Here is a 25,198-nt window from a genome sequence, read left to right as displayed (position 1 = left end):
ATTCCTTCTGGCGTAAAATGCTGTATATGCAGACAGTATTGGATTGCAATGGAACTGACCGACAAGCTTGAGATTCTTGCCGATGCAGCGAAGTATGATGCTTCATGCGCAAGCAGCGGCGCGCCCAAGCGTTCGTCCGAAGGCAAGGACGGCCTTGGTGCCACGACCGGCATGGGAATTTGTCACAGCTATACGCCAGACGGCCGCTGTGTCTCCCTGCTGAAAATTCTTCTGACCAATTTTTGCATCTACGATTGCCAGTATTGCATCAACCGGCGCAGCAGCAATGTGCCCCGCGCACGCTTTTCCGTCGACGAAGTGGTCAAGCTGACCACCGATTTCTACCTGCGCAACTATATCGACGGACTCTTCCTGAGTTCCGGCATCATCCGCTCCGCCGATTACACGATGGAGCAGCTGGTGCTGATCGCAAAAAAGCTTCGCACCGAACATCAGTTCCGCGGATACATTCATCTCAAGACCATTCCGGACGCGGCGCCGGAACTCATCGCCGAGGCCGGACTGTATGCCGACCGCCTGAGCGTCAACATCGAATTGCCGACCGCCGAGGGCATCGAGCGCCTGGCTCCGGAAAAGAACGTGCACACCATCAAGCTGGCGATGGGCTCCATCCGCCGCAAGCTCGACGAAAAGGAGGCTGAGCCGAAGGCGCCGCGCTATGCGCCGGCCGGCCAGAGCACCCAGATGATCGTGGGCGCCGACCAGACCGACGACAGTACCATCCTGTCCACGGCCGAAACCCTGTATGGCTCCTACAAGCTCAAGCGCGTCTACTATTCCGCATTCAGCCCGATTCCCGAAAGCCCGGACGGATTGCCGACCAGGCCGCCGCCGCTGATGCGCGAACATCGCCTGTACCAGGCCGATTTCCTGGTGCGGGGCTATGGCTTCCATGCCGGCGAACTGCTGCCTTCCGCCGGCAATCTTGCGCTCGATATCGATCCCAAGCTGTCCTGGGCATTGATGCACCGAGAACACTTTCCGCTTGATCTCAACAGCGCCGATCTTGGCATGATCATGCGGGTGCCGGGAATCGGGCTGCGCAATGCCAAGCGCCTGGTGGAACTTCGGCGCGCCAGACGCATCCGTTATGCAGATCTGGCACGCATGAGGTGCAGCATGGAGAAGATCAAGCCTTTCATCATCACTGCCGATTACCGGCCGCAGAATGACACGGCGCCGTCCGAGGCGTTGCGGCGCGCGCTGGCCGATGCGCCGCAGCAGCTGGGCCTGTGGCCTTCGCTGCAGGAAGCTGCATGAATTCACATGCGCAAGTCGCCTCCTTCGCGGAATGGCGGCAGGCAGCTCGGAATTTCATTGCTGCCGGCAAGGCGCCGCATGAAATCGACTGGAGGGAAGAGGGAGAAGAGCCCGGCCTGTTTGCCAGCGATGCAGAGCTGCAGCAAGGCCAGGCGCCGCCGGGAGCATTGCAGGTAACGCGCGAGCTGGTCAGCCTGCTGAAAACGGCCTCCTGCTACCGCGCGCCGGACCGCTGGGCATTTCTTTACCGGGTGCTATGGCGCTGGAGCCAGGGTGACCGGGTGGTGCTGTCCGCTGCTGACGAGGATGGCATGCGCTTGCAGACGATGGTCAAGACCGTCCATCGCGAGGAACACAGGATGCATGCCTTCCTGCGCTTTCGCGAACGGCCGCAGGATGCCGGCGATCCCCGCTTTGTCGCCTGGTTCGAACCCGAGCACGACGTGCTGCATGACGCGGCGGAACATTTCTCCCGGCGCATGGGCAGGACGACGTGGCTGATCGCGACGCCCCGGGGCAACGCTTCCTGGGACGGCAGCCGGCTGCATTTCGGGCCGCCGGGAAACACGCGGGTCGAGCATGGCGACGATATCGGAGAAGCCCTGTGGCTGGCCTACTATCGCAGCACCTTCAATCCCGCGCGCCTCAACACCGATGCCATGGAGATGCACATGCCTGTTCGTTACTGGAAAAATCTGCCGGAAAGCCGCCTGATTCCCGATCTCGTCAGCAAGGCCAGCGCCGGCGGGCAGCGCATTGCGCAGGCGCGCGAGGTCGGCCGTCGCGACGGCGCCGTCATTGCAATTGAAGCCGCCGATGCGCAGCCCAGGCGCGACGAACCCACTTCGCTCGACCAGTGCCGGCGCTGCGAACTGTGGGAGCGCGCGACCCAGGGCGTGCCGGGCAGCGGGCCGACCGACGCGCGCATCATGCTGGTCGGCGAGCAGCCTGGCGACCAGGAAGATCTTGCCGGCCATGCCTTCGTCGGACCTGCGGGAAAGCTGCTCGACGATGTCTTCGCCCAGGCCGGCCTGCAGCGCGACACGGTCTATCTCACCAATGCGGTCAAGCACTTCCGGTGGGAACCGCGCGGCAAGCGGCGTTTGCACAAGACACCCGACCAGCGCCATATCAATGCCTGCAACTACTGGCTGGAACAGGAAATCGGCGGCATCGGGCCGAGCGTCATCGTCGCGCTTGGCGCCACCGCGCTCAAGTCGCTGATGCACACCAGCAAGGTGACCTTGAACAGCATGCTCGGCAAGCCGATGCAGCATGAAGGCCGCTGGCTCGTGACCACCTATCATCCCTCGTATGTACTGCGCGTGCCGGACGAGCAGCTCAGGGCGGCCGCGTTCGCCGACATGGTGCGCGCCCTGCAGACAGCGCAGCGGCTGGCTTCAGGAGAGGCACTCGAACCGACATGACGGAACGGCGCTATCCTCGTCTTGCCTTCGTCGATCTCGAAACCACCGGCGGCACCGCGGGAGCGGACCGCATCACCGAGGTCGGGATCGTGCAAGTCGACGAGCAGGGCGTGCGCGAATGGAGCAGCCTGGTCAATCCCGACATGCCCATTCCCGAATTCATCCAGTCGCTGACCGGCATTTCGAACGAAATGGTGCAGCATGCGCCACGCTTCGCGGACCTGGCCGACGAAATCGGCACGCGCCTTGCCGACCGGGTCTTCATCGCGCATAACGCCCGCTTCGACTACGGCTTTCTGCGCAGCGAGTTCCGCCGCGTTGGACGCGACTTTCATCCGCCGGTGTTGTGCACCGTCCGGCTTTCCCGCAGGTTGTATCCGGAATTCGAGCGACACAACCTCGATGCGCTGGTCGCGCGACATGGCCTGCATGTCACCGAGCGTCATCGGGCATTGGGAGACGCCCAGCTCATCTGGCAGTTCTGGAAGAAGATCCATGAAGCCCATGCGGCCGATGCCATTGATGAGGCGATTGAGAAGCTGCTCAACCGCCCTGTGGTGCTGCCGCAGATCGAAGCGCTCCATATCGACGACATGCCCGATACGCCGGGTATTTATCTGTTTTATGGCGAGGAGGATGCGCCGCTCTTCATCGGCAAGGCAGACCACCTGCGCCGACGCGTGGACGCGCATTTTCATGCCGGCCGCATGTCAGCCAGGGAACAGCAGATGATGTCCCAGGTGCGCCGCGTGGAATGGAGGGCGACGTCGGGCGAACTCGGATCGCAGTTGCTGGAAGCGCGCATGATCAAGCGGCTGCAGCCCGCGTTCAATCACATCGTGCCTGACGAGGATGTTTGCGCATGGCGGCTGGTAATGCGCAAGGGCGTGCTGCAGCCGGTGCTGATCATGACCGACGACCTGTTCTTCGGCGTGGACCCGGACCTGTACGGATTGTTTGCCAGCAGGCGAAAGGCATCCGATGCGCTGCGCGCGATCGCCAATGCCTACCGTCTGTGCCCGCGTCTTCTTGGAATCGAGAAGATGCGGGCAGGCGCAGGAGCATCTTGCACGGCGGCCGCCACAGGAAAATGCCAGGGTGCATGCACCGGCAAGGAGAGTGTGGACCGGCACAACCAGCGTGTGCGGGACGCGCTGCAAAGCATGCGCCTGCAGCCATGGCCCTACCCTGGTGCAATCGCCTTTCGCGAAAATGCCGACCTGCATGTCATCGACTCTTGGTCGTATCTCGGTCCTGTAAGAAGTGAAGAAGAGGCGGTTGAATTACTACAGAAAGGCAGGGGGCGATTCGATCGAGAGGTCTATCACATCACGCGCAAATGGCTGTCGAGGGAAGTCGCGGACATTGTCGAGTTATAGCAACTCCCGGTTACATTCTTCATTGCCTGAGCCACCTGCTTCCCCGATAATGCCGAATCGTTTTCGCAGGTTCGGTCATGCCACAATCTCACCACAACTCCATTGATGATCGCCTGTCGGTCTTGCAGAAGCGCTGGTCGCGGTATGTCGAGGAAGGGCGCTTCGAGCAGTTCATCGAATTCGCCATTGCCGTCAACAGTCTCGCAGAATACTTCAATCGCCTGCGCCTGCCCGGCCTGGTCCGTCTTTGCGAAGGGCTGGAAAATGCGGCGCTGGCGCGGCTTGGCGAAGAAGAGACCCATCCGATTTCCGGTCAGGACATCTCCATGCTGCAGCGTCAGCTTGACTCGCTCGCCGGAGCGGTCGCCACATCGCGCAACGTGGCTTCCGCCCGCCGCATGCAGGAAGCCGCTGCGGCGCCGGCCGATATCGACTGGATCAAGCCGCGCTCGGTCTGGATGATTGCGGCGCCGGAAAAGCGCGCCATGGCAAGCGCGCTGACGGAGCAGATGCAGTTTTTCGGATTCAAGGTCAGCAAACACGGCTGGGATGAAGATCAGGACATGAAGGAAGCGGAAAAGCCGCTTGCGGTGCTTTTCATTCCGGCGGGGGACATCACGACGGCGGATGAAAGCGCACGGATCGCTGCCATTCGCGCCGCCTGTCCGGCAAGCCAGCTGATTTACCTCGGCGGTGAATCGGAGATCGAACCCATCGTCGCGCTGATGCGGGCCGGAATCGATATCACCATCGCTGCCGAAGACCAGCCTGCGATGGTGCTCAACTGCATACTCGATCTGGTGCAGACCAATGAACAGGAGCAGTACCGGGTGCTGGTGGTCGAAGACTCGCGTGTCGCCGTCGCGCTGATCCGGCGCACGCTGGCGCAGCACGGCATCAATACCCATGCCATCCATGATCCGGGCCGGCTGCTGGAGGCGCTCGAATCCTACAAGCCCGATCTCATACTGATGGACATGTACATGCCGCGCTTCAACGGTGTCGAGGCCACGCGGGTACTGCGGCAGATGGCAGCCTATAACTCCCTGCCGGTCGTCTATCTCTCGGGCGAATCCGCGGTAGGCATGCAGGTCGAGGCACTGCGCCTTGGCGGAGACCAGTTCCTGATGAAACCATTCAATCCGGTGCTGCTTGCCGCGGTGGTCAAGACCAGGATCGAGCGCTTCAGGGAAGTGCGCCGCTCCACGCGTCTCGACGGACTGACCGGCCTGCTCAATCACACGGCAGCCAAATCCCGCCTGAAGGCGATGGTGGAAGAGGCCGGCGACGAACATGCGCTCACGGTGGCGATGATCGACATCGACCATTTCAAGTCGATCAACGATGCGTATGGTCATCCCGTGGGCGACCAGGTGATACGGGGCCTCGCCTGGCTCCTCAAGGGCAGGCTGCGCTCGGTGGATCTGATCGGACGCTATGGCGGCGAGGAATTCCTGATTGCATTGCCTGGCGTGACAAGGGACAAGGCCTTGTCCGCAATCGATCGCATCCGCAGGGACTTTTCCGGCTTGCCGCATGCCCATCCTGGCGGAGCCCTGCATGCCACCTTCAGCGCGGGCATTGCTTCCTTGCCGGGGATTCATACCGCGGCGGCGCTGACGGAGGTGGCGGATGGCGCGCTTCTCCAGGCCAAAAGGCTGGGGCGCAACCGCGTGGAGGTCGCTTCATAAAATCCGCTGCGTACAGAATCAGTTTTTTCGGAACAAAAACTTCTGCCTACTTCGCTTTTTTGTGCGATTGCATTCCATTACGATGTGGGCTCCTTAACCACAACGGAGCCCATCATGAAACCGACTATCGTTGCCAATGGCGTCAAGCTGCCGAAGGTCATGCGCGACCATGTTGTGCGGCGCCTGCGGTTTGCGCTCGACCGGACCCAGCAGTCCATCAACGCCATCATTGTCCGCATCACCGACCACAATGGCCCAAAAGGCGGCATAGACAAGCAATGCCAGATACAACTGCGCATTCCGGGCCTGCCGCCGGTCATCGTCACCGGCAAGGCGGCCAGCATCGCCGAAGCGGTGGATGTCACCGTCCATCGCGCCGCGCAAGTCATTACCCGGCATCTCGAGCGAGCCAAGCAAATCCGGCATGCGCGCTTCAAGGCGCCCCTAGTGGCCGAATCTGCCTGATGCTGCCCGATATCGCATAAGGCTTCGGCAAAACGAATTCTCTACATTCACCTCACAGGATAATCATGAAACGAGTGATCTTGTTCGTCGGCACCAACCTTGCCATTATGCTGGTGCTCGGCATCAGCGCCAGTCTGCTTGGCGTCAATAAGTACCTGACCGCAAACGGCCTGAATCTCGGCACCTTGTTGATGTTTTCCGCGCTGATGGGCTTTGGCGGCGCGTTCATTTCCCTGTTCCTGTCGAAGCCGATCGCCAAGTGGTCGACCGGGGCACGCGTCATCGAACAGCCCAGCACCTCCACCGAAATGTGGCTTGTCAACACGGTCGCCAGCCAGTCCCAGCGCGCCGGCATCGCCATGCCCGAAGTCGCCATCTATGACGGCGAACCGAACGCGTTCGCCACCGGTGCGACCAAGAACAGCTCGCTGGTGGCGGTTTCCACCGGCTTGCTTGAGTCCATGACCCGCGAAGAGGTTGAAGCGGTTCTCGCGCATGAAGTGGCGCATATCGCCAATGGCGACATGGTGACGCTGACGCTGATCCAGGGCGTGGTCAATACCTTTGTCACCTTCCTGGCGCGGGTGGTGGGTTATCTTGTGGACCAGATGCTGCGCAGGGGCGACCAGGAAAGCAGCGGACCCGGCATCGGCTATACCGTCACTGTCGTGGTCTGCGATATCCTGTTCGGCATTCTCGCCAGCATCATCGTCATGTACTTCTCGCGCCAGCGTGAATTCCGTGCCGACCGCGGCGCGGCGCAATTGCTGGGTTCCCCGCGTCCGATGATCGCGGCCTTGCAGCGCCTGGGCAGCTTCTCGCATGGTGAACTGCCCAAGAACATGGCGGCGTCCGGGATTGCCGGCGGCGGCTTGATGTCGCTGTTCTCCAGCCATCCGCCGCTCGAGGACCGGATCGCTGCCCTGCATCACGTGTAATTCACGCTTGAAGAAAGCGTTTCATGGCAACAGAGGCCGGCAGCATTGCTGCCGGCATGAAAGGCGCATGAGAATCCCTGAATATCGCGGGACCGCGCCGAAATGAAAAAAGGCCGCGCAATGCGCGGCCTTTTTAATATCTGGTTGCGGGGACAGGATTTGAACCTGTGACCTTCGGGTTATGAGCCCGACGAGCTGCCAGACTGCTCCACCCCGCGTCTGAGGCTGCGAATTGTACAGAAGATGCAGAAGCGGCGCAATCGAAAACGCAAAAAGAAAACCGTGAAATAATGTGCGGCCGCGAAGACCGCTTCAACCCCTTACTGTCATTGCCTAAAAAATGAGCAACAAGCCCGCCCGCACCCTGCAATTCAAATGCAAGAAATGCTCGAAGCCCGTCAAGGTTTTCCTGCAAAAAATATCCGCCTGTTCCCATATCCAGCCTTATCAGGGCATCTGCAGCTGCGGTGAAGTGCTGCGTCATGCGACCGGACAAAAAGATGCAGTCGAGTCCTTCCTCGCTTCTCCGGACGGCAGCTGGACCCATCATCACCATCACTGAGACTTGTCGCCGACTGCGGTGTGCAGCACCGTCGGCGAAAGCCGGATGCTTTTTGCGACAGGTCCGTGCAGGTATGGCGCGGAGCGAATTGCGAATGTTGCGAATGAGTGGACGGGCATCTCGGCCTGCCATGCCCTGCATCCCGAGACAAACCGATTCTCCCGTACATTCGCCCCGCCAGGCTGGGTTGGATTAGCGTCGCGATCGGTTCGAAGCCGCGTTTCGTTGCATTGCATTGAGCTGAGGGAGCGCCCGCGTACGGACGTACGCCGGGCATCGCAGGCGCGGCCCCGGAACCGCACCGAACTGCAGCTGATCAAACACAGCCTAGATGGAAAACACCAGGCAGGTCGTGGTCGCATGCGCATACAGCTTGCCATGCACATCCGTGATGCGGCCTTCCGCGACGGCGACTTGACTGCCGACGTTGATGACCCGTCCTTCCGCCCGTATCGGCCCAGTCTTGTCGGTCAGCGCGCGAATGTAATTCACTTTCAGCTCCAGCGTGCTGTAACCCTTGCCTGCCGGAAGCATGGTGTGAATTGCGCATCCGACGCAGGAGTCGAGCAGGGTGGCGGCATAGCCGCCATGCACCATGCCGATCGGATTGTAATGCTGGGGTCCGGGCGTGCCCTGGAACACCATCACGCCGGCATCCGCATGCACGGGAATGAAGTCGAGCAATGCTCCGATGGGCGCAACCGGTAATTTGCCTTGAAAGATGTCCTTCAGGAATTCGATTCCGGAACGTTCGCGCAATTGTTCGCGCGTCGCCACGCCGGGTGCGCACAGCACCGGCCGGATCGCGGCTTCCTCATCCCGCCACTGCTTGAGTTTGTCTTGTGCTTCCATGCCAGGTCTCCTGATTTTTACTTCTTCACTGTTGATAAAGCGGTTGGCAAGCTGGTGCGGCACCCCGCTCAGGAGTCTTCGAGCGTCACGTTGCCAAGCCGTATCGGCTGGCCGCATTCAGAACAGGTCTGTCCCGGCTTGGAAAGCTTGCCGCAATCGGCATGCCGCAGCCGCACCGGCTTGGCATCTTCGCACTGCAGGTATTCATCGCCGAAACGCATCAGTTCCAGAACAACGGGAAACAAACCCTTGCCGGCCCTGGTGAGCTGGTAATTGAAGCGCGGCGGCCTTTCCTGGTAAGGCACCTTTTCCACCAGGCCGCCTTCGATCATGCGGTTGAGCCGCGTCGTCAGGATATTGGTCGCAGCACCGGTCTGTTTCTGCAGGTCGTCGAAACGCAGCGGGCCGCGGAACAGCGCCCGCAGGGCCAGCAGGATCCATTCATCCCCGAGAAGCAACGCCGAGCGCACGATCGGACAGGAGATGGGAGCAGCGCATTTGAGTGTCTTTTCCATGTTTTCGATTTTAGACCCTTGCAAAATAAAAGTCACTAGGCTAAGATGGCTTCGTTACTTGCAAAATGCAAGCCACTAGGAGGCATGCACAGCAAGTGCTGGACCGGCAATCGGTATTGCCGCTTATTCAATGAATCCGTGGAGTATCCAAATGAACATCAAAATGACTGCAGTTGCCCTTGCCATCATCGCCACCTCAACCGTCGCTTTTGCCGCTGACGATTTTGTCGATTACACCAATGTGCCTTCGTCCAGCACCCGCGCGGAAGTGCGGGCGGAGCTGAATAATCCTGCTGCGCGCAGCGCCATGCAATCGGCCGAGTTTGTCGAATTCACCCAGGTGGCCGGCGGCAAGACCCGGGCTGAAGTGCGCGCCGAGCTGGATTCCGCCTACGCACAGGGCCTGGCCGGGCGCCAGTCGGAATTCGTGGAATTCACCCAGGTAGCCTCCACGCGGACGCGCGAGGACGTGCGCAATGAAGCGGTGCAGGCAGCCAAGGCCAGCCGTTCCGCCATCCAGCGCGTCGGAGGCTGAGCAGGACCGGTGTTATCTCCCCGTCGTTGACCTTTGCCTCTCCATATTGCCAATATGGACTTGGCCCGCCGAGCGCGGGCCTTTTTTATGAAGCGCCGATTGCTTGCCTGCCGCGCGTGTCAGAGAGGATTGCAGGTAAACGTAAGGTGGCCTCGGCCTGTCTTGGGCGCATGGACAAACCGATTCTTCCATACCCCACCTGCAATCTTCTCTAATGTGTACGCTCCGCCAGTTTCACGTTGGCTCGTCCTGCATTCTTGGCGACGTACATTGCCACGTCGGCGCTCCGGACAAGCGATTTGCTGTCGATTCCATCGCGCGGATAGACCGCGGCGCCGATGCTGGCCGAAATATGAAAGGTATGTCCCGCAATCTCGTACGGCTCCGTGAGACGCAGCAGGATCTTGTCGGCCACGCGCAGCGTCGCCTCGTCATCTTCGATGCCGGAAAGCAATGCGACAAACTCGTCTCCGCCGAGGCGTGAAGCGGTATCGGATTCGCGCATGCAGCTCTGCAGGCGTCTTGCCACTTCCTTGAGCAGCAGGTCGCCGTAGGCATGGCCGAAGTTATCATTGACCGGCTTGAACTTGTCGAGGTCGATGAACAGCAGGGCGACATGGCTGCGGTCGCGCCGCGCCTTGGTGAGTTCGACGCCGAGCCGCTCGTCAAGAAGCTTGCGGTTGGGCAAGCCGGTCAGCGCGTCATAAAGCGCCAGCTGCATTGCCTGGTCGGCGGCCTGCAGCGCACGCGCCCTGTCATCAAGGAATAGCCAGATCAGCAGGGCGATCAGCAGACTGATGCTGACACCCGATTGCAGGATCAGTCTTGGCCGATCCGAGTGCATGCGGACGTCGAATTCCGGCATTGCCGACGTAACGACCGTCCATGTCCTGCTGCCTGTCTGGATATAAGCGACGCGCTTGAGCCCGCGCGCCGGAGAACTTGCTTCCACCTCTACATGGCTGTCATACATGCGCGCCGCTGGATTGACCAGTTCGCCGTCATAGATTTCCACATCCACGTCGTTGGTCAGTTCGCCGTTGACCCCGCGCATGAAGTCTTCCATGCGGAACGGCGCATAGACCCAGCCGAGAATGCTGGCCCGCCTTTCCTCGACGCTGGCGCGTGGCGCATTGTTGCGAAACACCGGCAGATACATGAGGAAGCCGTCCTGCACTTCGGTTCCGGACTCCTGCACCAGCACCACCTTGGAGGAAATCGCCGTCCTTCCGCTGTCGCGGGCCTCTTCCATGGCGGCGCGCCGATGGGGTTCGGAAAACATGTCAAACCCGAAGGCGCGCAGATTGCGGCCAAAGAAGGGTTCCAGATACACGATCGACGTCTGGAAGTCGCGGTCGCCCGGCGGGCGGATGTCGTATTCCGGAAAACCTTCGGCGCGCACCGCGGCGACGTGGGTATCCTTCTGCCCGGGCGGCACGATGATGGACAAGCCGACCCCTTCGATGCCGGGAAACATTTCCTGCAGGGACAGACTGCTCACGAACGCCCGGAACTCGTTGCGGGTGACCGTATCGGCGGAGGCGAATAGTCCCACCGTTGCACGCAATATCTGTTCATAGACGGCAAGGCGCTGTTCGATACGGATATTTGATTCCCTGACGCGGAAGTCGAAGGCCGTGCTCAGGTTCTGCTGCGCCGAGCGCTCGGCGCTTTCCCAGATGCGAAAGGTGACGAGCAGGGAGGCGGCCAGCACGGCGAGCGTGACCAGTTCCCTTGCCTTGAATAAATGCAGGAAATGCTCCCTGCGTTGCGCTTTTTGCGTCATGCCGTATTGCGACGGCATGCAGTCGCCGTCCTCCATGGTCAATGTCTGTCGAATCAACCGGTATCATCGCCCATCGGACAGCGTCGTTCTTGAGAACCTGCAATCTCATCGCATCAACATGGGGATTCGCGCCTGGGACGAGTCGCGGGCCCGGTAATACCCATCCCGAATCGATCTCACGGCATGGTTTGGCTCGGGATTGGTATAAGCTCCCGGCTGGGCATTTCCGCGTCGTCATAACAACAATGATCAATCCACTCGCAGCTTATCCTTCGTTCCGCCATTTCTTTCTCAGCCGCATTGCCACCACCGCCTCGAACCAGATGCTCATGGTTGTCGTGGCCTGGCAGATGTACGACATCACCCAGAGTGCCTATGATCTCGGCATGGTGGGGCTGGCGCAGTTTCTGCCGGCGCTTGCCCTGTCCCTGCTGGTCGGCCAGATTGCCGACCGTTACGACCGGCGCCGCATTCTGGCCTGGTGTCTCGCCGGCCAACTTGGCGTCGCGCTGTTGCTGATCGCGGGGACCCTGGGCCACTGGCTCAATCGCGAAACCATTCTGCTCGCGTCGCTGGCGCTGGGCGCGGCAAAAGCCTTCCAGATGCCGACCCAGCAGGCGCTGGGGCCGCTGCTGGTGCCGCCGGCAGTGCTGCCGCGCGCGCTGGCGATCAACTCGGCCGGCACGCAGTTCGCGATCATTCTCGGACCGGCGATCGGCGGATTCCTCTATGTGGCAGGCGCAGTCGCCGTGTATGCCACCTGCGCGCTGCTGTGCATTGCGGCGGTCGTCTTCACGCTGATGATCCGGGTCGACCATGCGCCGCCGCCGCGCGAACCGGTCACGCTGCAGACCCTGTTCGCCGGCATTTCCTTCATCTGGAATCGCAAGGAGATTCTTGGCGCCATCTCGCTGGACCTGTTCGCCGTTCTCCTCGGCGGCGCCACCGCGCTGCTGCCCATCTTCGCGCGCGACATCCTGCATGTGGGCCCATGGGGACTGGGCCTGCTGCGTTCCGCGCCGGCCGTCGGCGCTCTGCTGGTATCCCTCTATCTTGCGCGCCATCCTATCCAGCGCAGGGTCGGCAAGGTCATGTTCGGTTCGGTCGCGCTGTACGGCGTGGCAACGCTGGTGTTCGCCCTGTCGACATCGTTCGGCCTGTCGTTGCTGGCCCTGGCGCTGACCGGCGCTTTCGACATGGTCAGCGTGGTGGTGCGGCAATCGCTGGTGCAGCTCGATACGCCGAACGAGATGCGGGGACGGGTCAGCGCGGTCAACTCGATTTTCATCGGCGCTTCGAACCAGCTGGGCGAATTCGAATCGGGTGTGACCGCGGGCTGGTTCGGTGCCATTCCCTCGGTGCTGATCGGGGGCTTCGGCACGCTCGCCATCGTGGCAATCTGGATGCGGCTTTTTCCTTCGCTCACCAACCGCGAAAAGCTGACAGCCTGAGCAAATACCGGCATTTGATGCGTTTATGACCTGTCTGGGCGTGCAAAGCAGGAACCAAGCCGATCAGCCTGCGTCAGATCATCATTGACTCATTTGATAACGGAGGTCTTCATGCGCAAGATGATTTTCCTCGCCGTTGCAGGTTTTCTGTGGCGCAAGATCCAATCCAGGATGCTCACCCGCAGCTACGGCACCCGCACCGTCCGCCGCAGCCGCTTCTAGATCCGACATCGCTCCCTGCCGGGGGCGGACTTTCCGAATGCCATCGCAGGACATGATGTTTCCTGCGATGGCATTCTTCCATTCGCCGCAGCGTGGCCGGCATGGCCAGTGCGGCTTGAATATGGCTTGAATATGGCTCCGGTACGCCGGCGTTCAGCAAGCCACCGCCGATGGCGACCGGCGCAATCCGAAATACTCCAGCTCCGCCAGTACCGCAACCGCCAGTGCCTGCGCCACGATGAACGCCTGTCCCAGGGCATTCGGCGCAACCCATCCCGATAGCAGCAGGTAAAAGCTTTCCACCACCCAGACCGCATTCACCGCGATCACGATCCACACGGCAGTCCGGGACGGTGCCTTGCGGGTGCCCAGCCAGACCAGGAAGGCGGCGAGCGGCAGCAGGCTGGCGCCCGCGGTCTTCAGCAATGCCGCCGGCAGGTTCAGCAGACTTTCCAGCATGCCGGCGCCCGACAGCATCAGCAGGCCGGTCGCGGCGCCGGCGGCGGCATCGGCGAGCAGGACGCGGCGAAGGAAAAGTGGCGATTGAAAGTTCAGCATGGCAAGCTCCTCAAGTCGGTTCAGGGAAATCTCCGATGCGGGCATCCGTATGCTGCATCGTTGAACCCATCTTCCGCCGAAGCCGGACTGCGGTCGATTACCTCCGGCGTCATCAGGACGTGCTGGTAATAGCGGGAGAAAAGCCGGAACTGGCCCTGAAACAGGCCCTAAAACAGGTGCTCGAACTCCTCCGCCGGCACCGGGCGCGAGAACAGGTAGCCCTGCGCGAAATCGCATTTGCTGGCCGCCAGCAGCCGGCGCTGGCTTTCGGTCTCGACGCCTTCGGCCACCACCTTGATGCCCAGCTTGTGCGCCATCACGATGATGGCGTCGCACAAGGCCATGTCATCGGAGCCGGGCGACAGATTCTGCACGAAGGATTTGTCGATCTTGATGTAATCGATGTCGAATTTCTTGAGGTAAGAGAGCGAGGAATAGCCGGTGCCGAAATCATCGAGCGCCGCCTGCACGCCGTTGTCGCGGAAGCGCAGCAATTGGCTGGAGACGCCGCGCGAACTGTCCATCAGCATGCCTTCGGTGATTTCCACCACCACGCTTTGTCCCGGCAGCTGCAGGGATTCCAGGCAGCCCAGCCAGCTTTCGTGATTGATGCCTTCGCTCTGCAGCTGAACCGGCGAAACATTGACACTGATCTGGAACGCCGGATCATGGCGCAGGCGCCAGGCGCCGACCTGACGCGCGGCCTGGCGGAAAATCCATTCACCCAGCTCGACGATCATTCCGGTCTCTTCGGCGACCGGAATGAATTCGGCCGGACTGATGAGGCCGCGCACCGGATGCTGCCAGCGGATCAGCGCCTCGGCCTTGCAGATGCGGCCGCTGGTGAGATCAATGATGGGCTGATAATAGACCCGGAACTGCTTTTCATGCAGCGCGATACGCAAGTCCGTGACCAGCCGCTTGCGCATCTGCGCCGCTTCCTGCATGGACGTGGTGAAGTAGCTGTAGCGGTTGCGTCCCTGCGCCTTGGAGGCATACATCGCCTGATCCGCGTTCTTGAGCAGGGTATCGGTTTCCCTGCCATCGGCCGGATAGAAGGTGATGCCGATGCTGGCCGAGATGTACACCTGTTCGGTGCCGAGATGAAAGGGCTCGGCCAGGGCTTGCAGGATGTCGCCGGCCGCGCGTTCGACGCTGCGGGTGTCGCTCAGTTCTTCGAGAATGACGGTGAATTCGTCGCCGCCGAGGCGCGCCACCGTATCGGTTTCGCGTACGCAGGAGCGCACCCGGCGCGCCGCCTCCTGCAGCAGGCGGTCGCCCATGCTGTGGCCGAGCGTGTCGTTGACTTCCTTGAAGAAGTCGAGGTCCAGGAACAGCAGCGCCACTTGCTGCCGGCCGCGATTGGCCTTGAACATGGCCTGCTGCAACCGGTCGTGGAACATGCTCCGGTTGGGCAGGCCGGTGAGCGTGTCGAAATTGGCCTGGCGCCAGACCAGTTCATCGGTTTCGTGCTTTTTCGTGATGTCGGAAAACAGGCCGACGTTGCATTGAATCTTGCCGTCGGGCTGATAAATGGAATTGAGCTTGAGCGACAGCAGGAAATCCTGGCCGCACTTGCGCCGACACCACAATTGGCCTTGCCAGCGGCCGTTGCGCGCCATCGCCTGCCCGATACGGGTAAATGCATCCGGCCTCTCGCGCGGCGACTCCAGGATCCGGATGTTACGGCCGATTGCCTGCGCCTCGGTATAGCCGGTGATCTCGGTGAATGCCGGATTGATATTGACGATGATGCCGTTGCTGTCAATGACCGACATGGCCTCGCTGCTCTTCTGGTAGACCAGCGATGCAAGCCGCAGTGAATCATGCACGCGCTCGCGCTCGGTGACGTCGAACACGATGGAAAACAACAGCGGCCGATTGCCGATGTCAATGGCGGAGGAGTGGACCTCCACGGTGCGCATGTCCCCGCTGGCGAGCCGATGGCGGAAGATGAAGAACTTGCGCTGATCGTCAAGCGCCTCATGCATCCCGCTGCGGATTTCATGCCCGGGCTGGGTATTGACCTTGCTGATGTGCATGCCGCGTATCAGGCTGTGCGGATAGCCATAGAAAGCGATGGCTGCCGGGTTGGCATCGACGATGATGCCTGTTGCCGGATCGATGAGCAGCATGATCGAACTGTGCCGGCGGAACAGCTGGCGGAACAGGTCTTCCTCCACGCCGCGGTTCGGCGCTGTTGTCAGATCGGCATCAAGCATGGATTCCCAGTCTTAACGTGGATTGCCGGCAAAAAAGTTTTCTTGGCGAAACCTGATTATTGCCTAAAACACGGGGGCAGTGAGCAAAGACTGGCACGTTCCAGCGCCTGCGGCAATCCCGCTGTCAGGATGGCAAGACCGGTGCGGCTGGCGGATCTGCCAGCTTGCCCATGCGCGACAGGCCTAGCGCCACCAGCACGATCGCCACCAGGACGGCGCCGCTGAAGGCGAACAATTGCACCAGCGTCACGCTGCGCAGCAGCCAGCCGGTCAGCGCCGACGACATCGGCGCGATGCCCAGGAAGATGAACATGAACATCGCCATCGCGCGGCCCAGCATGGGAGGCGTGACATGATGCTGCAGCCAGGTGTAGACCGTCACTTGCACGAACCCGCCCAGCACGCCGATGGCCAACAGCAGCAGCATGCCCTGCCATGCCGCGCCGATCAGGCCGAGCGGAATGAACAGCAGCCCGATCATGCCGTCAAGCAGCAGGATGGTCCTGCCGAAGCTACCGATGCGCATGCGCGGCCGCATGCCGGTGATGATCACGCCGATCAGCGTTCCGGCGCCATGCGCTCCGGCCAGCGCGCCGAAGGCCGCCGCACCCTGGCCAAGTTCGCCGGCCAGCACCGGCACCGCCACCTGGACGGGGCCGCTGATGAACAGCGCCACTGCAGCCCAGTACGTAAAACAGGTCCGCAGGCTGGCGTCATTCCAGCAATAGCGCAGGCCGTCGCCGACCGCCGCCCAGACGGATTGCCGCACTGCCTGGCGATTTGCCGGGGCGGCAGCGGAGCGCACCTTCGACAAGGTCCATGCCGACAGCGCGAAGCTGAACGCATCCAGCGCGAACGCGATGGCGATGCCATGCGCACTTCCCGCGTCTTCGCCGCCACCGCCGATGCCGCCTTTTCCGTCGCCGAACAGCGCGATCAGCACACCGGCCAGCAGCGGGCCGGCAAACATGGCAAGCTGCCGCAGGCCCATGGCCACGCCGTTGGCGGCGGGCAGCAGTTCCCGGGCGACGACATGCGGCATGATGGACGTGGCGGCCGGAATGCTGAACGCCGTGGCCAGGCCGATCGCGAGCGACAGCGCATAGACCATCCAGAGATGCAGCTGGCCGCCGAAGACCAGCGCCGCCAGCAATGCCAGAAGCAGCGTATTGACATGCTTGGTCAGCATCAGCACGCGCTTGGGGGAATGCCGGTCGACCAGCGCGCCGCCAAGCAGGATCAGCAGGGCTCGCGGCACGCTCATCAGGGCCAGCACCGTGCCCAGCACCAGCGTGTCGCCGGTCATCTGCAGCACCAGCCAGGGCAGCGCGATCAGGCTGAACTGGTCGCCCAGCATCGAGATGAGCGAGCCGGCGATCAGCCAGCGGAAATTGCGGTCGCGCATAAGCTGGCCGCGCGCGGGAACGGCTTGCGAAGTTGCCATGTCGTGTTCCTATGTCGGGTTGTTCTGGAGATGGGCCAGGCCCTGGCTGATCAGCGCCATGACTTCGCCCTGCACGCCGCTGCCGGTCATCATGCCCGGTTCTCGCGCATGGATGTCCAGGATGCGCGCGCGCATGGCCGGATCATTGCCCCAGACGGCGCGGAAGAGCGCAATCCAGCGCGCGCAGAATGCCTGCATTTCCGGGCTGTCGGCCGCGGCGCCGCCTTCCATCAGTTCCCGCGCCTCCGCGAACATCGCCGGCCAGCGGCGGTAATTGGCCAGGTAGGCATTGCGTACCCGTGCGATCTCCTCGCTGCCCAGGTGACGCGCATACAAGCTCAAGCGGTATTCCGCGGTTACCTGCGTCATGTATTCGAGCAGCGCGGTATCGACGCCGGTCAGCGCCTGCGCACCGGGCTCATTGCGGTGCAATGCATCGAGCTTGAGCATCAGCCGGGGATCGCCATCCATGTGTTCCAGCGACAGCCTCGACCATGGTTCGGCCAGCGCGATGGCCTCGGGCGCATCCGGCGCCACGCCACGCTCCATCAAGGAGCGCACTGCCACGACGGTGGCGTTGAGCTCCTTCATGCCCCGGGAACCCTTGCGCATCCGCGCATATTCTTCCCGCGTGAAGTAGCGGTCGTAGATGGCCATCATCTCCAGCGTCGACAGCCATTCATTGAGCTCCGGCTGTTCCTGTTCACCCAGCAGACGGCGCAGGTCCTGAAGGCGGTTGCGCAGCGCGGCGGCGCGCTCGATCTGCCGTTCCAGCGCCGTTACCTGCTCATCGATCACGCTTTCAAGATCGCGCGCATCCCCTTCGAGCAGCACGGCGACTTCGGACAAGGGAAGATCGAGGCGGCGCAGCGCCTGAATGCGATAAAGCCGTTCCACATCGCCGCGGTGGTACAGGCGATAGCCCGCTTCCGAACGTGCCGACGGCCGCAGCAGGCCGATCGCATCGTAATGATGCAGGGTACGTACCGTCAGGCCGGTGCGCTTTGCCAGTTCGCCAACTTTTAACAGCATGCAATGCCTCCTTCGAATACCGCCACGATAAAGGCTGACGCAACGTCAGGGTCAAGTGTTTTTGTCAGGAAAAATATTGCCGCCAACCCTGCATTTGCTTAAAAAATAGGCAGATACACCTGGATACAACAACCCGGCCACGCTTTGTTTTCCAGTTGAGAGTTCTCAAGGGAAGCATGTTTCCACTCGGTGATGATGTCTGAAAACAAATAAGTAATCAGGGAGTTAAGAAAGATTGTTGAGGTGAAATGTGGCTACAGTAACTTTGGTGAGCCGGCTGACGGCAGGTCTGGTTTTTATCGCATTGACAGCATGCGGCGGTGGCGGCGGTGATGGCTCGGTCAGCCCGGCGTCGGGAAGCGGTACGACCGGTACGACCGGTACGACGGGGGCCACCGGCACCGGCACGGGTGCAACGGGCGTGAGCGAAGGCACTGGCAACGCGGCGGCAACGCCGTCCCAGGGCACCACCGGCACGGGATCGACGCCGCAGAGCTCTCCGCCTTCGGGCAGCACCGCGAGCGCCACCGATGCGCGCTTCAACCGGCCGATCGGCATCGCACGCGACGCGGCGGGCAACATGTATGTCGCCGATTCGGGCAATTACACGATCCGCAAGATCACCCCCGCCGGCAATGTCAGCACCCTGGCCGGCAGCGCGGGCAGCAGCGGCAGTGCCGACGGCACCGGTGCTGCCGCGCGTTTCAGCTTCCTCAAGGGACTGAGCGTGGATGGCGCCGGCAATGTGTATGTGGTTGACGGCCATGCGGTGCGCCGCATCTCGCCGAGCGGCGCGGTCACGACGCTGGCGGGGTCCGTGAATATCGCGGGCAACGCCAACGGCGCAGGTGCCGCAGCCCGTTTTGCGCAGCCATGGGGCATCGCGGTGGATCCGTCCGGCGTGGCCTATGTCGCCGATACCGACAACTACGTGATCCGCCGCGTGGCAAGCGACGGCAGCGTGAGCACGTTCGCCGGGACGCCGGGCAGCCGGGGCACGGCGAACGGCACGACCGCCAGCGCGACTTTCCTCGGGCCGAAAGGCATCGCACGGGATGGCGCCGGCAACCTGTACGTCACCGACTGGTACGGACCGCCGGCGCCAATGCTGAGGGAATCCAGCACCTTCATCCGCAGGATCGCGGCTGACGGCGCGGTGACCACGATGGCAGGCAGCTTCGGCGGCGAAACCGGACCGGCGCAATTCCGCGACACCTTCGCCATCACCGCTGACAATGCGGGCAATGCCTATGTCTCGGCATTCAACAGCGTGCAGCGCATCAGCGCCGCCGGCACGGTATCGACGGTGGCCGGACCGATCATCGGTTACCAGTCGCTGGAAGGCATCAGCATCGATGCGGACGGCAACCTGTACGTCGCCGATACGCCCGGGCATGCCATCAGCCGCGTGACGCAGGCGGGCACGGTAACGGTCGTTGCAGGCAGGCAGGGTGAAGCCGGCAGCACCGACGTGCCTTGATGCCAGACGCGCGAAGAAATCATCGGGGAGCGGATCGTCTTGCCAGGTGTTCCGGCAAGACGGCGCCCGGCGGACGGCGACGGTCCGCGGGCGCGGATGAAAGCAAAGGCTAAAGCGAACGCGAAGTCACAACTGCCAGGATTTGCGGATGCGGTAATCGTGGCTGATGACGATGCGGGTGGTGGCGATCAGGGGGCTCAGGCCGAGAATCAGCTGCGTCATCCTGTCGCCGGGCAGCGACCAGATTTGCGAGGGCGGCGCCGCCACCTGCGTGGCGGCCGTGATCAGCGGCGCGACCCATTCCGCTTCCGGCGTGACATCGAGCACGACATCCCCATCCTGCGTGGTGTGCAGGTAGATTTCGCCTCCATGCGCCAGACCGAAACAGATGCCGTGACCATGAGGCTGCTTCCTGGCGTCCACATGGAGCTGGAGCTCCCGGTTGTAATTGTCGATCCATGCTTCGACATCGTAAGTCGTGCTCAGCACGATCCAGGGGCGCTCTGCCGGTTCTGCGGGTTTGTTGTCTTCTGGGCTATCCATGATGGTCGGGCCGGGATGCGTTACAGCGGTTCATCCTGCCGATCCCGCCATGGCGTGAATGACGTGAATGGCGTGAGCGGTGCAGGATGTTAGGATGAAAGCGCTCTATTGTAGTCGCAACACATGTGGTCGCAACACTTCAACCCCGGATGCCGAGCACCGGAACGGCATTCCAGCTTCGCTGGGACGGTTTTACAGAGGGGTTCGCAGGAGGTCCGATAGAAGGTTCGGCAGCGGTCGATTTGGATTGTCTTTCGCATGCAGCCAGCGCTGCAGCCAGCACGAGTACAACAATGGCAATACGCTCGGGGGTCGCGCGAAGTGACATTTAATCCTTCCAGGATGGCAGATACCTGACCTAGACCGGATTTCGTTTCCGCAGTTCAATGCGTTTTTACCTGTTTTTACATTGCGATGTTTACCGATAACAAAGCGCAAATCCAATTTGCCAACTTTGATATCACCCTTGCAGCATAAGGCCCGGATCGATGTTCGCCTGGCATGTCAAAGCGACAGCAGGCGCTCGAACTGCTCCGGCGGCAAGGGTTCGGAGAACAGGAATCCCTGCGCATAATCGCAGCCCGCCTCCAGCAGCCACTCGCGCTGCTCGTCGGTTTCCACGCCTTCGGCAATCACCTGCAGGCCAAGCTTGTGGGCCATGACGATGATGGTTTCGGCAATCGTGCGGCTGGTGCTTTCCCGGGTCGTGTCGCGGATGAAGGACTGGTCGACCTTCAGGTAATCGACATCGAATTTCTTCAGGTAAGCCATCGATGAATAGCCGGTGCCGAAATCGTCGATGGCGACCTGCACGCCGGCGTCGCGCAGGCTGAACAGTTTTTCGGCGGTGGTTTCGCTGGCGTTGAGCAGCAAGCCTTCGGTGATCTCGACCGACATGCTGTTCCAGCCCAGGCCGAGCGAGTCCAGGTAGGCGCCCCAGTCTAGCGTCTTGGCGTTGGCGAGAAACTGCACCGGCGACTTGTTGACGCTGACCTGGAACACGCCGTTGCACATCTTGCTCCAGCGCTTGGCCCAGACGGCGGCCTGCATGAACACCCAGTTGCCGATTTCATTGATGAGGCCGGTCTCTTCCGCCAGGCAGATGAATTGATTCGGGCACACCATTCCGCGCGACGGATGGATCCAGCGCAGCAGCGCCTCGGCCTTGACCACCTTGCCGGTGCGCAGCTCCACCACCGGCTGGAAATACAAGGACAGCTGATGCTGCGGCAGCGCGTTGCGCAATTCACCGATGAGCTTGAGCCGCTGCCAGGCCTGCTCCTGCATCGACCGGGTGAAGAAACTGAACTGGTTGCGGCCGGCATTCTTGGCGACATACATGGCCTGGTCGGCGTTGCGCACCAGACGCTCGGGCTCCTGCGCATCGCCCGGGTGCAGGGTGATGCCGATGCTGCCCGACACATGGATCTCTTCCTGTCCGAGCAGATAGGGACGTCCCAGCGCATCCAGGATTTTTTCGGCAATCGTTTCCACGTGCGCGCGGCCGTCGAGATCGGTCAGGATGACCGTGAACTCGTCGCCGCCGAGGCGGGCCACCGTATCCGTTTCACGCACGCAGGAACGGATGCGCGTCGCGGTCTGCTTGAGCAGATCATCGCCGGCATCATGGCCGAGCAGGTCGTTGACTTCCTTGAAACGATCGAGGTCGATGAACATCAGCGCGAGCAGCTTGCCGCTGCGGCGCGAATTGACCACTTCATAGTCGAGCCGGTCGCGGAACAGGGCGCGGTTGGGCAGTCCCGTGAGCGCATCGAAGTTGGCGCGGCGCAGGGTTTCCTGCTCCGTCGAAATGTCGACCGTGGTGCCTGCCATGCGCACGGCCAAGCCGTCGCCGCCACGCGCGATCACGGCGCCGCGCGCCATGACCCACTTCCATGTGCCATCCTTGCAGCGTACCCGGTATTCACAGGCGAGAAAGCGGCTGCGTCCCTGCAGGCAAGTCATCAATTCCTCGTGCAGGCGTTCCCTGTCCTTGGGATGCGTGATGGCGGTCCAGTCCTGCAGGCGGGCCCCGATTTCCGATTCGTCATAGCCGAGCATCTGGCGACCGCGACGCGACAGGGTGAAGTGATCGCTGGCGATATCCCATTCCCAGACGCCGTCGCCCGCGGCTTCCAGCGCAAGGCGCAGGCGCGTTTCACCGGCTTGCGATTCATTGCGGATGACCTGGACTTCGGGCCCGGAGGCAGGCGGCGCGGGCTGGTGTGCCGGAAACAATTCATGGATCGGCCGGCCGATGATATCGGACTTGCGCAGCGCATGCGCCCGCAGAAAGGCCTCGTTGGCATCGACGATGCGCAGGTCGGGCGAGAGCAGCAGCCGTCCCTCGGTCGCCGCGTGCATGGCGGATGGCAAATCGATCGACTGCGTCATGATCGTAACCCTCCTTGATGATTCTCCGCGGGCGGCGCGGCACATGCCGGCATGTCGCCTGCGAAGACGATATGAACAATTAGGAAGGTTTCAAGGTTGATAGTTCCGGTGTTTGTCGGTGCTCACTCACGCAGGTGCGGTGCCGGCAGTTGCAGCACCAACAGTTGCGGCACCAGCTTAGTCGCAGGCCACCCGGTTGCGCCCGGACGCCTTCGCCGCATACAAGGCGGCATCGGCGCGGCGCATCAGTTCCTGGAAAGAGTCGGAATCGCGCAGCATGGCCAGGCCGATGCTCACGGTATAGGCCGGCGTGTCCGGCTGGCCTTCCAGGTGGAAGGCATTGGCGCTGCCTTCCATGGTCACGCGGATGCGTTCGGCGACCTTCACGCCGGCGGTGCGGCCGGTTTCGGGCAGCAGCACCGCGAATTCCTCGCCGCCGACGCGGGCGAAATAGTCGATGCCGCGGATCGCCGTTTCCGCCCGCAACACCGCATCCATCAACACCCGGTCGCCGGTGGTGTGGCCCCAGGTGTCGTTGATCGACTTGAAGTTGTCGATGTCGAGCATGAGCAGGGCCATTGGCCGGTTGGTGCGCCGCGCCAGCGACAGCTCGCGCTCGGCCAGTTCGAACAGCGCCCGGCGCGACCAGGCCCCGGTCAGGAAGTCGCGGTTGGCCGCATGCTCCGCCTTGGCCATCATGGTGTCATGCACCATCATCACCGCGCCGATGGTGAGCACCGGCAGCACGAAGGTGCCCGCCGACAGGAACAACAGATTCCACGGCGACGGCTGCAGCAGCGAAGTCAGTTCCGCCGGATTGGAAAGATAAATCAGCGCCCGCGCCGCATGTCCGACAGTAATCAGGCCGGCCATGCCCACCGTAAACACATAGGGATAGTGCGAGCGCCAGGCTTGGCGGGAGCGCCAGATCGTGATGGCGATGAGAGAACAGATGCCGCCCTGGTACAGCGCCACCGTGACGGTGCGCAGGGCGAAGGAGTCGATGGCGTAGTGAAACACGGCAATCAGGCCGGTTACCGCCACCACGCTGATCATCAGAGGTCGGAGATGCGCACGGCGGCTGAAGAAGCGGCGAAACCCGACAAGGATCGCGGCGCTGGCCCCGGCATAGGTGCCATTGGCCAGTTCATACGCCGCAAGCTCCGGCAGTTCCCTGCCACATGCATACAGCACCAGTGCGAAAAAGCCTATGCCGTTGGCAATCGACCATTCGCGTACGCCCGGGATGCCGCTGCGCAATAACGAAATCAGGACGAGCAGCATGACGACGCAGAACAGGGCGCCGATAACGAGGATGTTGAATGCGCTGGGCATGGTATGCCAATCAGGTCCGCGAAAAATTAAAGGCCATGCCTGAAAGATGCTTTACGGATTGAAGAGTCCGGCAGTCCCCGGATCGAACGACAGAAGATATGATGCGCGCCCCGGCGTGAATGTTCCGCGATGAAAGTGGAAGTTCTGCGTGTTTTTGTGCGCACGATCAAAGGCAGTTCCACGCAGATCGAAGCGGTTGCGATCATGTCGAAACTTTAACCGCTGCAGGCTATCGAACTTGAAACCCGATAGAGTTCCCGCATGCATTTATTGCCGCGCAGTTCCCTCCTGCGGCATTTCGGGAGCTCTGAAGCCCGGGCTGTTTCATCCCGGGCCGTACGCGCGCAAACCCCCGCATCAACAAGTCATTATCGCGCGCCTTCCTATCCGTTAACGTTGCAAGGAGTACCGACATGGTTACGATGCCGTTCGCTTTGCGTTTCAGTACGTTGTTGATTGCTTCCAGCCTGGCTGCCGGCGCGGCCCTCGCGGAAACATCATCCAAGTCTTCATCGTCTTCCTCCAAACCCGCCGCCAAAGCCGAGGCAACCCAGGACAAGACCGCTTCCGCGCCAAAAAGGCTGAAGCCGGGCAAGCCCAAACTCGACCACTCCGGCGAGCCGCGCCATGGCAAGGCCTCTTACTACGCCGACTTCTTTGCCGGACGCAAGATGGCCGACGGCACGCCGATGGACCCGAACTCCAATATCGCGGCCAGCCGCACCTTGCCGATCGGCACCAAGGCCGAAGTCAAGAACCTCGACAACGGCAAGACCGAAGTGGTGGAAATCCGCGATCGCGGTCCCTACATCGACGGACGCATCGTCGATCTCACTCCCCAGACCGCAAAGAAGCTCGACATGGACGAGAAGGGCGTGGTGCCGGTGGTGGTAACGCCGATCGAAGTGCCGCAACCCGACGGCTCGATCAAGCCGGGCGCGGCAGCGGACCGGGATATCAAGACCGCCGAGCGATAGACGCTGGTGCGCCGTTGGCCGCCCCGAGCACCAATGGCGCATTGCATTGTCCTAATGGGGTGAATTGGAAATTTGTCGGAAGACGTCTATCCATAATGTCGCCGCATTC

At 61.8% G+C, this 25,198-nt stretch carries 21 protein-coding genes and 1 tRNA gene; 11 read left to right on the top strand and 11 right to left on the bottom strand.

Annotation, left to right across the window (positions count from 1 at the left end):
- Positions 1-48 precede the first annotated feature (48 nt).
- The 6 genes from FH061_RS00850 to htpX all read left to right on the top strand — a co-directional run bounded on the left by FH061_RS00850 (position 49) and on the right by htpX (position 7,181).
- Positions 49-1,281, top strand: a complete 1,233-nt coding sequence (locus FH061_RS00850; protein ID WP_151632031.1) for a putative DNA modification/repair radical SAM protein — start codon at positions 49-51, stop codon at positions 1,279-1,281.
- Positions 1,278-2,708 (top strand): UdgX family uracil-DNA binding protein, encoded by a 1,431-nt coding sequence (locus FH061_RS00845; RefSeq protein WP_151632029.1) that lies wholly within the window; start codon positions 1,278-1,280, stop codon positions 2,706-2,708. Before FH061_RS00850 ends, FH061_RS00845 begins: the two co-directional genes overlap by 4 nt.
- Positions 2,705-4,087 (top strand): 3'-5' exonuclease family protein, encoded by a 1,383-nt coding sequence (locus tag FH061_RS00840; protein ID WP_151632027.1) that lies wholly within the window; start codon positions 2,705-2,707, stop codon positions 4,085-4,087. Before FH061_RS00845 ends, FH061_RS00840 begins: the two co-directional genes overlap by 4 nt.
- Positions 4,088-4,164: 77 nt before the next feature.
- Entirely contained in the window at positions 4,165-5,778 is a 1,614-nt protein-coding gene (locus tag FH061_RS00835; RefSeq protein ID WP_151632025.1) for a diguanylate cyclase, read from the top strand.
- Between the two features lie 114 nt (positions 5,779-5,892).
- Complete coding sequence (locus FH061_RS00830) at positions 5,893-6,243, top strand: HPF/RaiA family ribosome-associated protein (protein WP_151632023.1); 351 nt, start codon at positions 5,893-5,895, stop codon at positions 6,241-6,243.
- A gap of 65 nt (positions 6,244-6,308) precedes the next feature.
- The gene (gene htpX, locus FH061_RS00825; RefSeq protein WP_151632021.1) at positions 6,309-7,181 is read left to right on the top strand and encodes a protease HtpX; all 873 of its coding nucleotides are present in this window, start codon (positions 6,309-6,311) and stop codon (positions 7,179-7,181) included.
- 141 nt (positions 7,182-7,322) lie between these two features.
- Here htpX and FH061_RS00820 read toward each other — a convergent pair.
- Positions 7,323-7,399, bottom strand: a tRNA-Met gene (locus FH061_RS00820).
- 122 nt (positions 7,400-7,521) lie between these two features.
- Between FH061_RS00820 and FH061_RS00815 the strand changes: the two genes are divergently transcribed.
- Positions 7,522-7,743, top strand: coding sequence for a hypothetical protein (locus tag FH061_RS00815; RefSeq protein ID WP_151632019.1), 222 nt, complete (start codon positions 7,522-7,524; stop codon positions 7,741-7,743).
- Positions 7,744-8,070: 327 nt separating this feature from the next.
- Here the strand turns inward: FH061_RS00815 and FH061_RS00810 are convergent, their stop codons facing one another.
- Positions 8,071-8,595 carry a PaaI family thioesterase gene (locus FH061_RS00810; protein WP_151632017.1) on the bottom strand — a complete coding sequence of 175 codons (525 nt, stop codon included), beginning with the start codon at positions 8,593-8,595 and terminating at the stop codon, positions 8,071-8,073.
- Between the two features lie 68 nt (positions 8,596-8,663).
- Positions 8,664-9,110 (bottom strand): winged helix-turn-helix transcriptional regulator, encoded by a 447-nt coding sequence (locus tag FH061_RS00805; protein ID WP_151632015.1) that lies wholly within the window; start codon positions 9,108-9,110, stop codon positions 8,664-8,666.
- A gap of 151 nt (positions 9,111-9,261) precedes the next feature.
- On the opposite strand from FH061_RS00805, the gene FH061_RS00800 reads away from it, so the two are divergent.
- Positions 9,262-9,645 (top strand): DUF4148 domain-containing protein, encoded by a 384-nt coding sequence (locus FH061_RS00800; RefSeq protein ID WP_151632014.1) that lies wholly within the window; start codon positions 9,262-9,264, stop codon positions 9,643-9,645.
- A 211-nt stretch (positions 9,646-9,856) separates the two neighbouring features.
- Here the strand turns inward: FH061_RS00800 and FH061_RS00795 are convergent, their stop codons facing one another.
- Positions 9,857-11,488, bottom strand: a complete 1,632-nt coding sequence (locus FH061_RS00795; protein ID WP_225984429.1) for a CHASE domain-containing protein — start codon at positions 11,486-11,488, stop codon at positions 9,857-9,859.
- 188 nt (positions 11,489-11,676) lie between these two features.
- On the opposite strand from FH061_RS00795, the gene FH061_RS00790 reads away from it, so the two are divergent.
- The gene (locus FH061_RS00790; protein ID WP_151632012.1) at positions 11,677-12,882 is read left to right on the top strand and encodes an MFS transporter; all 1,206 of its coding nucleotides are present in this window, start codon (positions 11,677-11,679) and stop codon (positions 12,880-12,882) included.
- Between the two features lie 375 nt (positions 12,883-13,257).
- On the opposite strand, the gene FH061_RS00785 is transcribed toward FH061_RS00790, so the two are convergent.
- From FH061_RS00785 to FH061_RS00770, 4 genes are all read right to left on the bottom strand, one after another.
- Positions 13,258-13,662: a hypothetical protein gene (locus tag FH061_RS00785; RefSeq protein ID WP_151632010.1), complete on the bottom strand. Its 405-nt coding sequence runs from the start codon at positions 13,660-13,662 to the stop codon at positions 13,258-13,260.
- Between the two features lie 167 nt (positions 13,663-13,829).
- Positions 13,830-15,884 carry a putative bifunctional diguanylate cyclase/phosphodiesterase gene (locus FH061_RS00780; protein ID WP_151632008.1) on the bottom strand — a complete coding sequence of 685 codons (2,055 nt, stop codon included), beginning with the start codon at positions 15,882-15,884 and terminating at the stop codon, positions 13,830-13,832.
- Between the two features lie 124 nt (positions 15,885-16,008).
- Complete coding sequence (locus FH061_RS00775; RefSeq protein ID WP_151632006.1) at positions 16,009-17,328, bottom strand: MFS transporter; 1,320 nt, start codon at positions 17,326-17,328, stop codon at positions 16,009-16,011.
- Positions 17,329-17,337: 9 nt separating this feature from the next.
- Positions 17,338-18,360 (bottom strand): MerR family transcriptional regulator, encoded by a 1,023-nt coding sequence (locus FH061_RS00770; protein ID WP_151632004.1) that lies wholly within the window; start codon positions 18,358-18,360, stop codon positions 17,338-17,340.
- Between the two features lie 250 nt (positions 18,361-18,610).
- On the opposite strand from FH061_RS00770, the gene FH061_RS00760 reads away from it, so the two are divergent.
- Entirely contained in the window at positions 18,611-19,840 is a 1,230-nt protein-coding gene (locus FH061_RS00760; protein WP_192804838.1) for an NHL domain-containing protein, read from the top strand.
- A gap of 126 nt (positions 19,841-19,966) precedes the next feature.
- Here FH061_RS00760 and FH061_RS00755 read toward each other — a convergent pair whose 3' ends face one another.
- The 3 genes from FH061_RS00755 to FH061_RS00745 form a co-directional block, all read right to left on the bottom strand.
- The gene (locus FH061_RS00755; RefSeq protein WP_151632000.1) at positions 19,967-20,383 is read right to left on the bottom strand and encodes a hypothetical protein; all 417 of its coding nucleotides are present in this window, start codon (positions 20,381-20,383) and stop codon (positions 19,967-19,969) included.
- Positions 20,384-20,887: 504 nt separating this feature from the next.
- A complete protein-coding gene (locus FH061_RS00750) occupies positions 20,888-22,777 on the bottom strand; it encodes a putative bifunctional diguanylate cyclase/phosphodiesterase (protein ID WP_192804837.1) in 1,890 nt (629 codons plus the stop codon).
- 177 nt (positions 22,778-22,954) lie between these two features.
- The gene (locus FH061_RS00745) at positions 22,955-24,112 is read right to left on the bottom strand and encodes a GGDEF domain-containing protein (protein ID WP_151631995.1); all 1,158 of its coding nucleotides are present in this window, start codon (positions 24,110-24,112) and stop codon (positions 22,955-22,957) included.
- A 413-nt stretch (positions 24,113-24,525) separates the two neighbouring features.
- Here FH061_RS00745 and FH061_RS00740 point away from each other — a divergent pair, with 413 nt between their 5' ends.
- Positions 24,526-25,089, top strand: a complete 564-nt coding sequence (locus FH061_RS00740) for a septal ring lytic transglycosylase RlpA family protein (RefSeq protein WP_225984428.1) — start codon at positions 24,526-24,528, stop codon at positions 25,087-25,089.
- Positions 25,090-25,198 lie beyond the last annotated feature (109 nt).

This window comes from Noviherbaspirillum aerium (assembly GCF_008929045.1).
Taxonomy (GTDB): Bacteria; Pseudomonadota; Gammaproteobacteria; order Burkholderiales; family Burkholderiaceae_D; genus Noviherbaspirillum; species Noviherbaspirillum aerium.
This window is presented reverse-complemented; position numbering and strand designations above follow the sequence as displayed.

Coding starts and splice junctions, on each gene's coding strand:
- FH061_RS00790 (WP_151632012.1), top strand. CDS start 11,677: ATGATCAATCCACTCGCAGCTTATCCTTCGTTCCGCCATTTCTTTCTC.
- FH061_RS00810 (WP_151632017.1), bottom strand. CDS start 8,595: ATGGAAGCACAAGACAAACTCAAGCAGTGGCGGGATGAGGAAGCCGCG.
- FH061_RS00800 (WP_151632014.1), top strand. CDS start 9,262: ATGAACATCAAAATGACTGCAGTTGCCCTTGCCATCATCGCCACCTCA.
- FH061_RS00830 (WP_151632023.1), top strand. CDS start 5,893: ATGAAACCGACTATCGTTGCCAATGGCGTCAAGCTGCCGAAGGTCATG.
- FH061_RS00785 (WP_151632010.1), bottom strand. CDS start 13,662: ATGCTGAACTTTCAATCGCCACTTTTCCTTCGCCGCGTCCTGCTCGCC.
- htpX (WP_151632021.1), top strand. CDS start 6,309: ATGAAACGAGTGATCTTGTTCGTCGGCACCAACCTTGCCATTATGCTG.
- FH061_RS00835 (WP_151632025.1), top strand. CDS start 4,165: ATGCCACAATCTCACCACAACTCCATTGATGATCGCCTGTCGGTCTTG.
- FH061_RS00745 (WP_151631995.1), bottom strand. CDS start 24,112: ATGCCCAGCGCATTCAACATCCTCGTTATCGGCGCCCTGTTCTGCGTC.
- FH061_RS00770 (WP_151632004.1), bottom strand. CDS start 18,360: ATGCTGTTAAAAGTTGGCGAACTGGCAAAGCGCACCGGCCTGACGGTA.
- FH061_RS00845 (WP_151632029.1), top strand. CDS start 1,278: ATGAATTCACATGCGCAAGTCGCCTCCTTCGCGGAATGGCGGCAGGCA.
- FH061_RS00805 (WP_151632015.1), bottom strand. CDS start 9,110: ATGGAAAAGACACTCAAATGCGCTGCTCCCATCTCCTGTCCGATCGTG.
- FH061_RS00740 (WP_225984428.1), top strand. CDS start 24,526: ATGGTTACGATGCCGTTCGCTTTGCGTTTCAGTACGTTGTTGATTGCT.
- FH061_RS00840 (WP_151632027.1), top strand. CDS start 2,705: ATGACGGAACGGCGCTATCCTCGTCTTGCCTTCGTCGATCTCGAAACC.
- FH061_RS00755 (WP_151632000.1), bottom strand. CDS start 20,383: ATGGATAGCCCAGAAGACAACAAACCCGCAGAACCGGCAGAGCGCCCC.
- FH061_RS00775 (WP_151632006.1), bottom strand. CDS start 17,328: ATGGCAACTTCGCAAGCCGTTCCCGCGCGCGGCCAGCTTATGCGCGAC.
- FH061_RS00850 (WP_151632031.1), top strand. CDS start 49: ATGGAACTGACCGACAAGCTTGAGATTCTTGCCGATGCAGCGAAGTAT.
- FH061_RS00750 (WP_192804837.1), bottom strand. CDS start 22,777: ATGACGCAGTCGATCGATTTGCCATCCGCCATGCACGCGGCGACCGAG.
- FH061_RS00780 (WP_151632008.1), bottom strand. CDS start 15,884: ATGCTTGATGCCGATCTGACAACAGCGCCGAACCGCGGCGTGGAGGAA.
- FH061_RS00815 (WP_151632019.1), top strand. CDS start 7,522: ATGAGCAACAAGCCCGCCCGCACCCTGCAATTCAAATGCAAGAAATGC.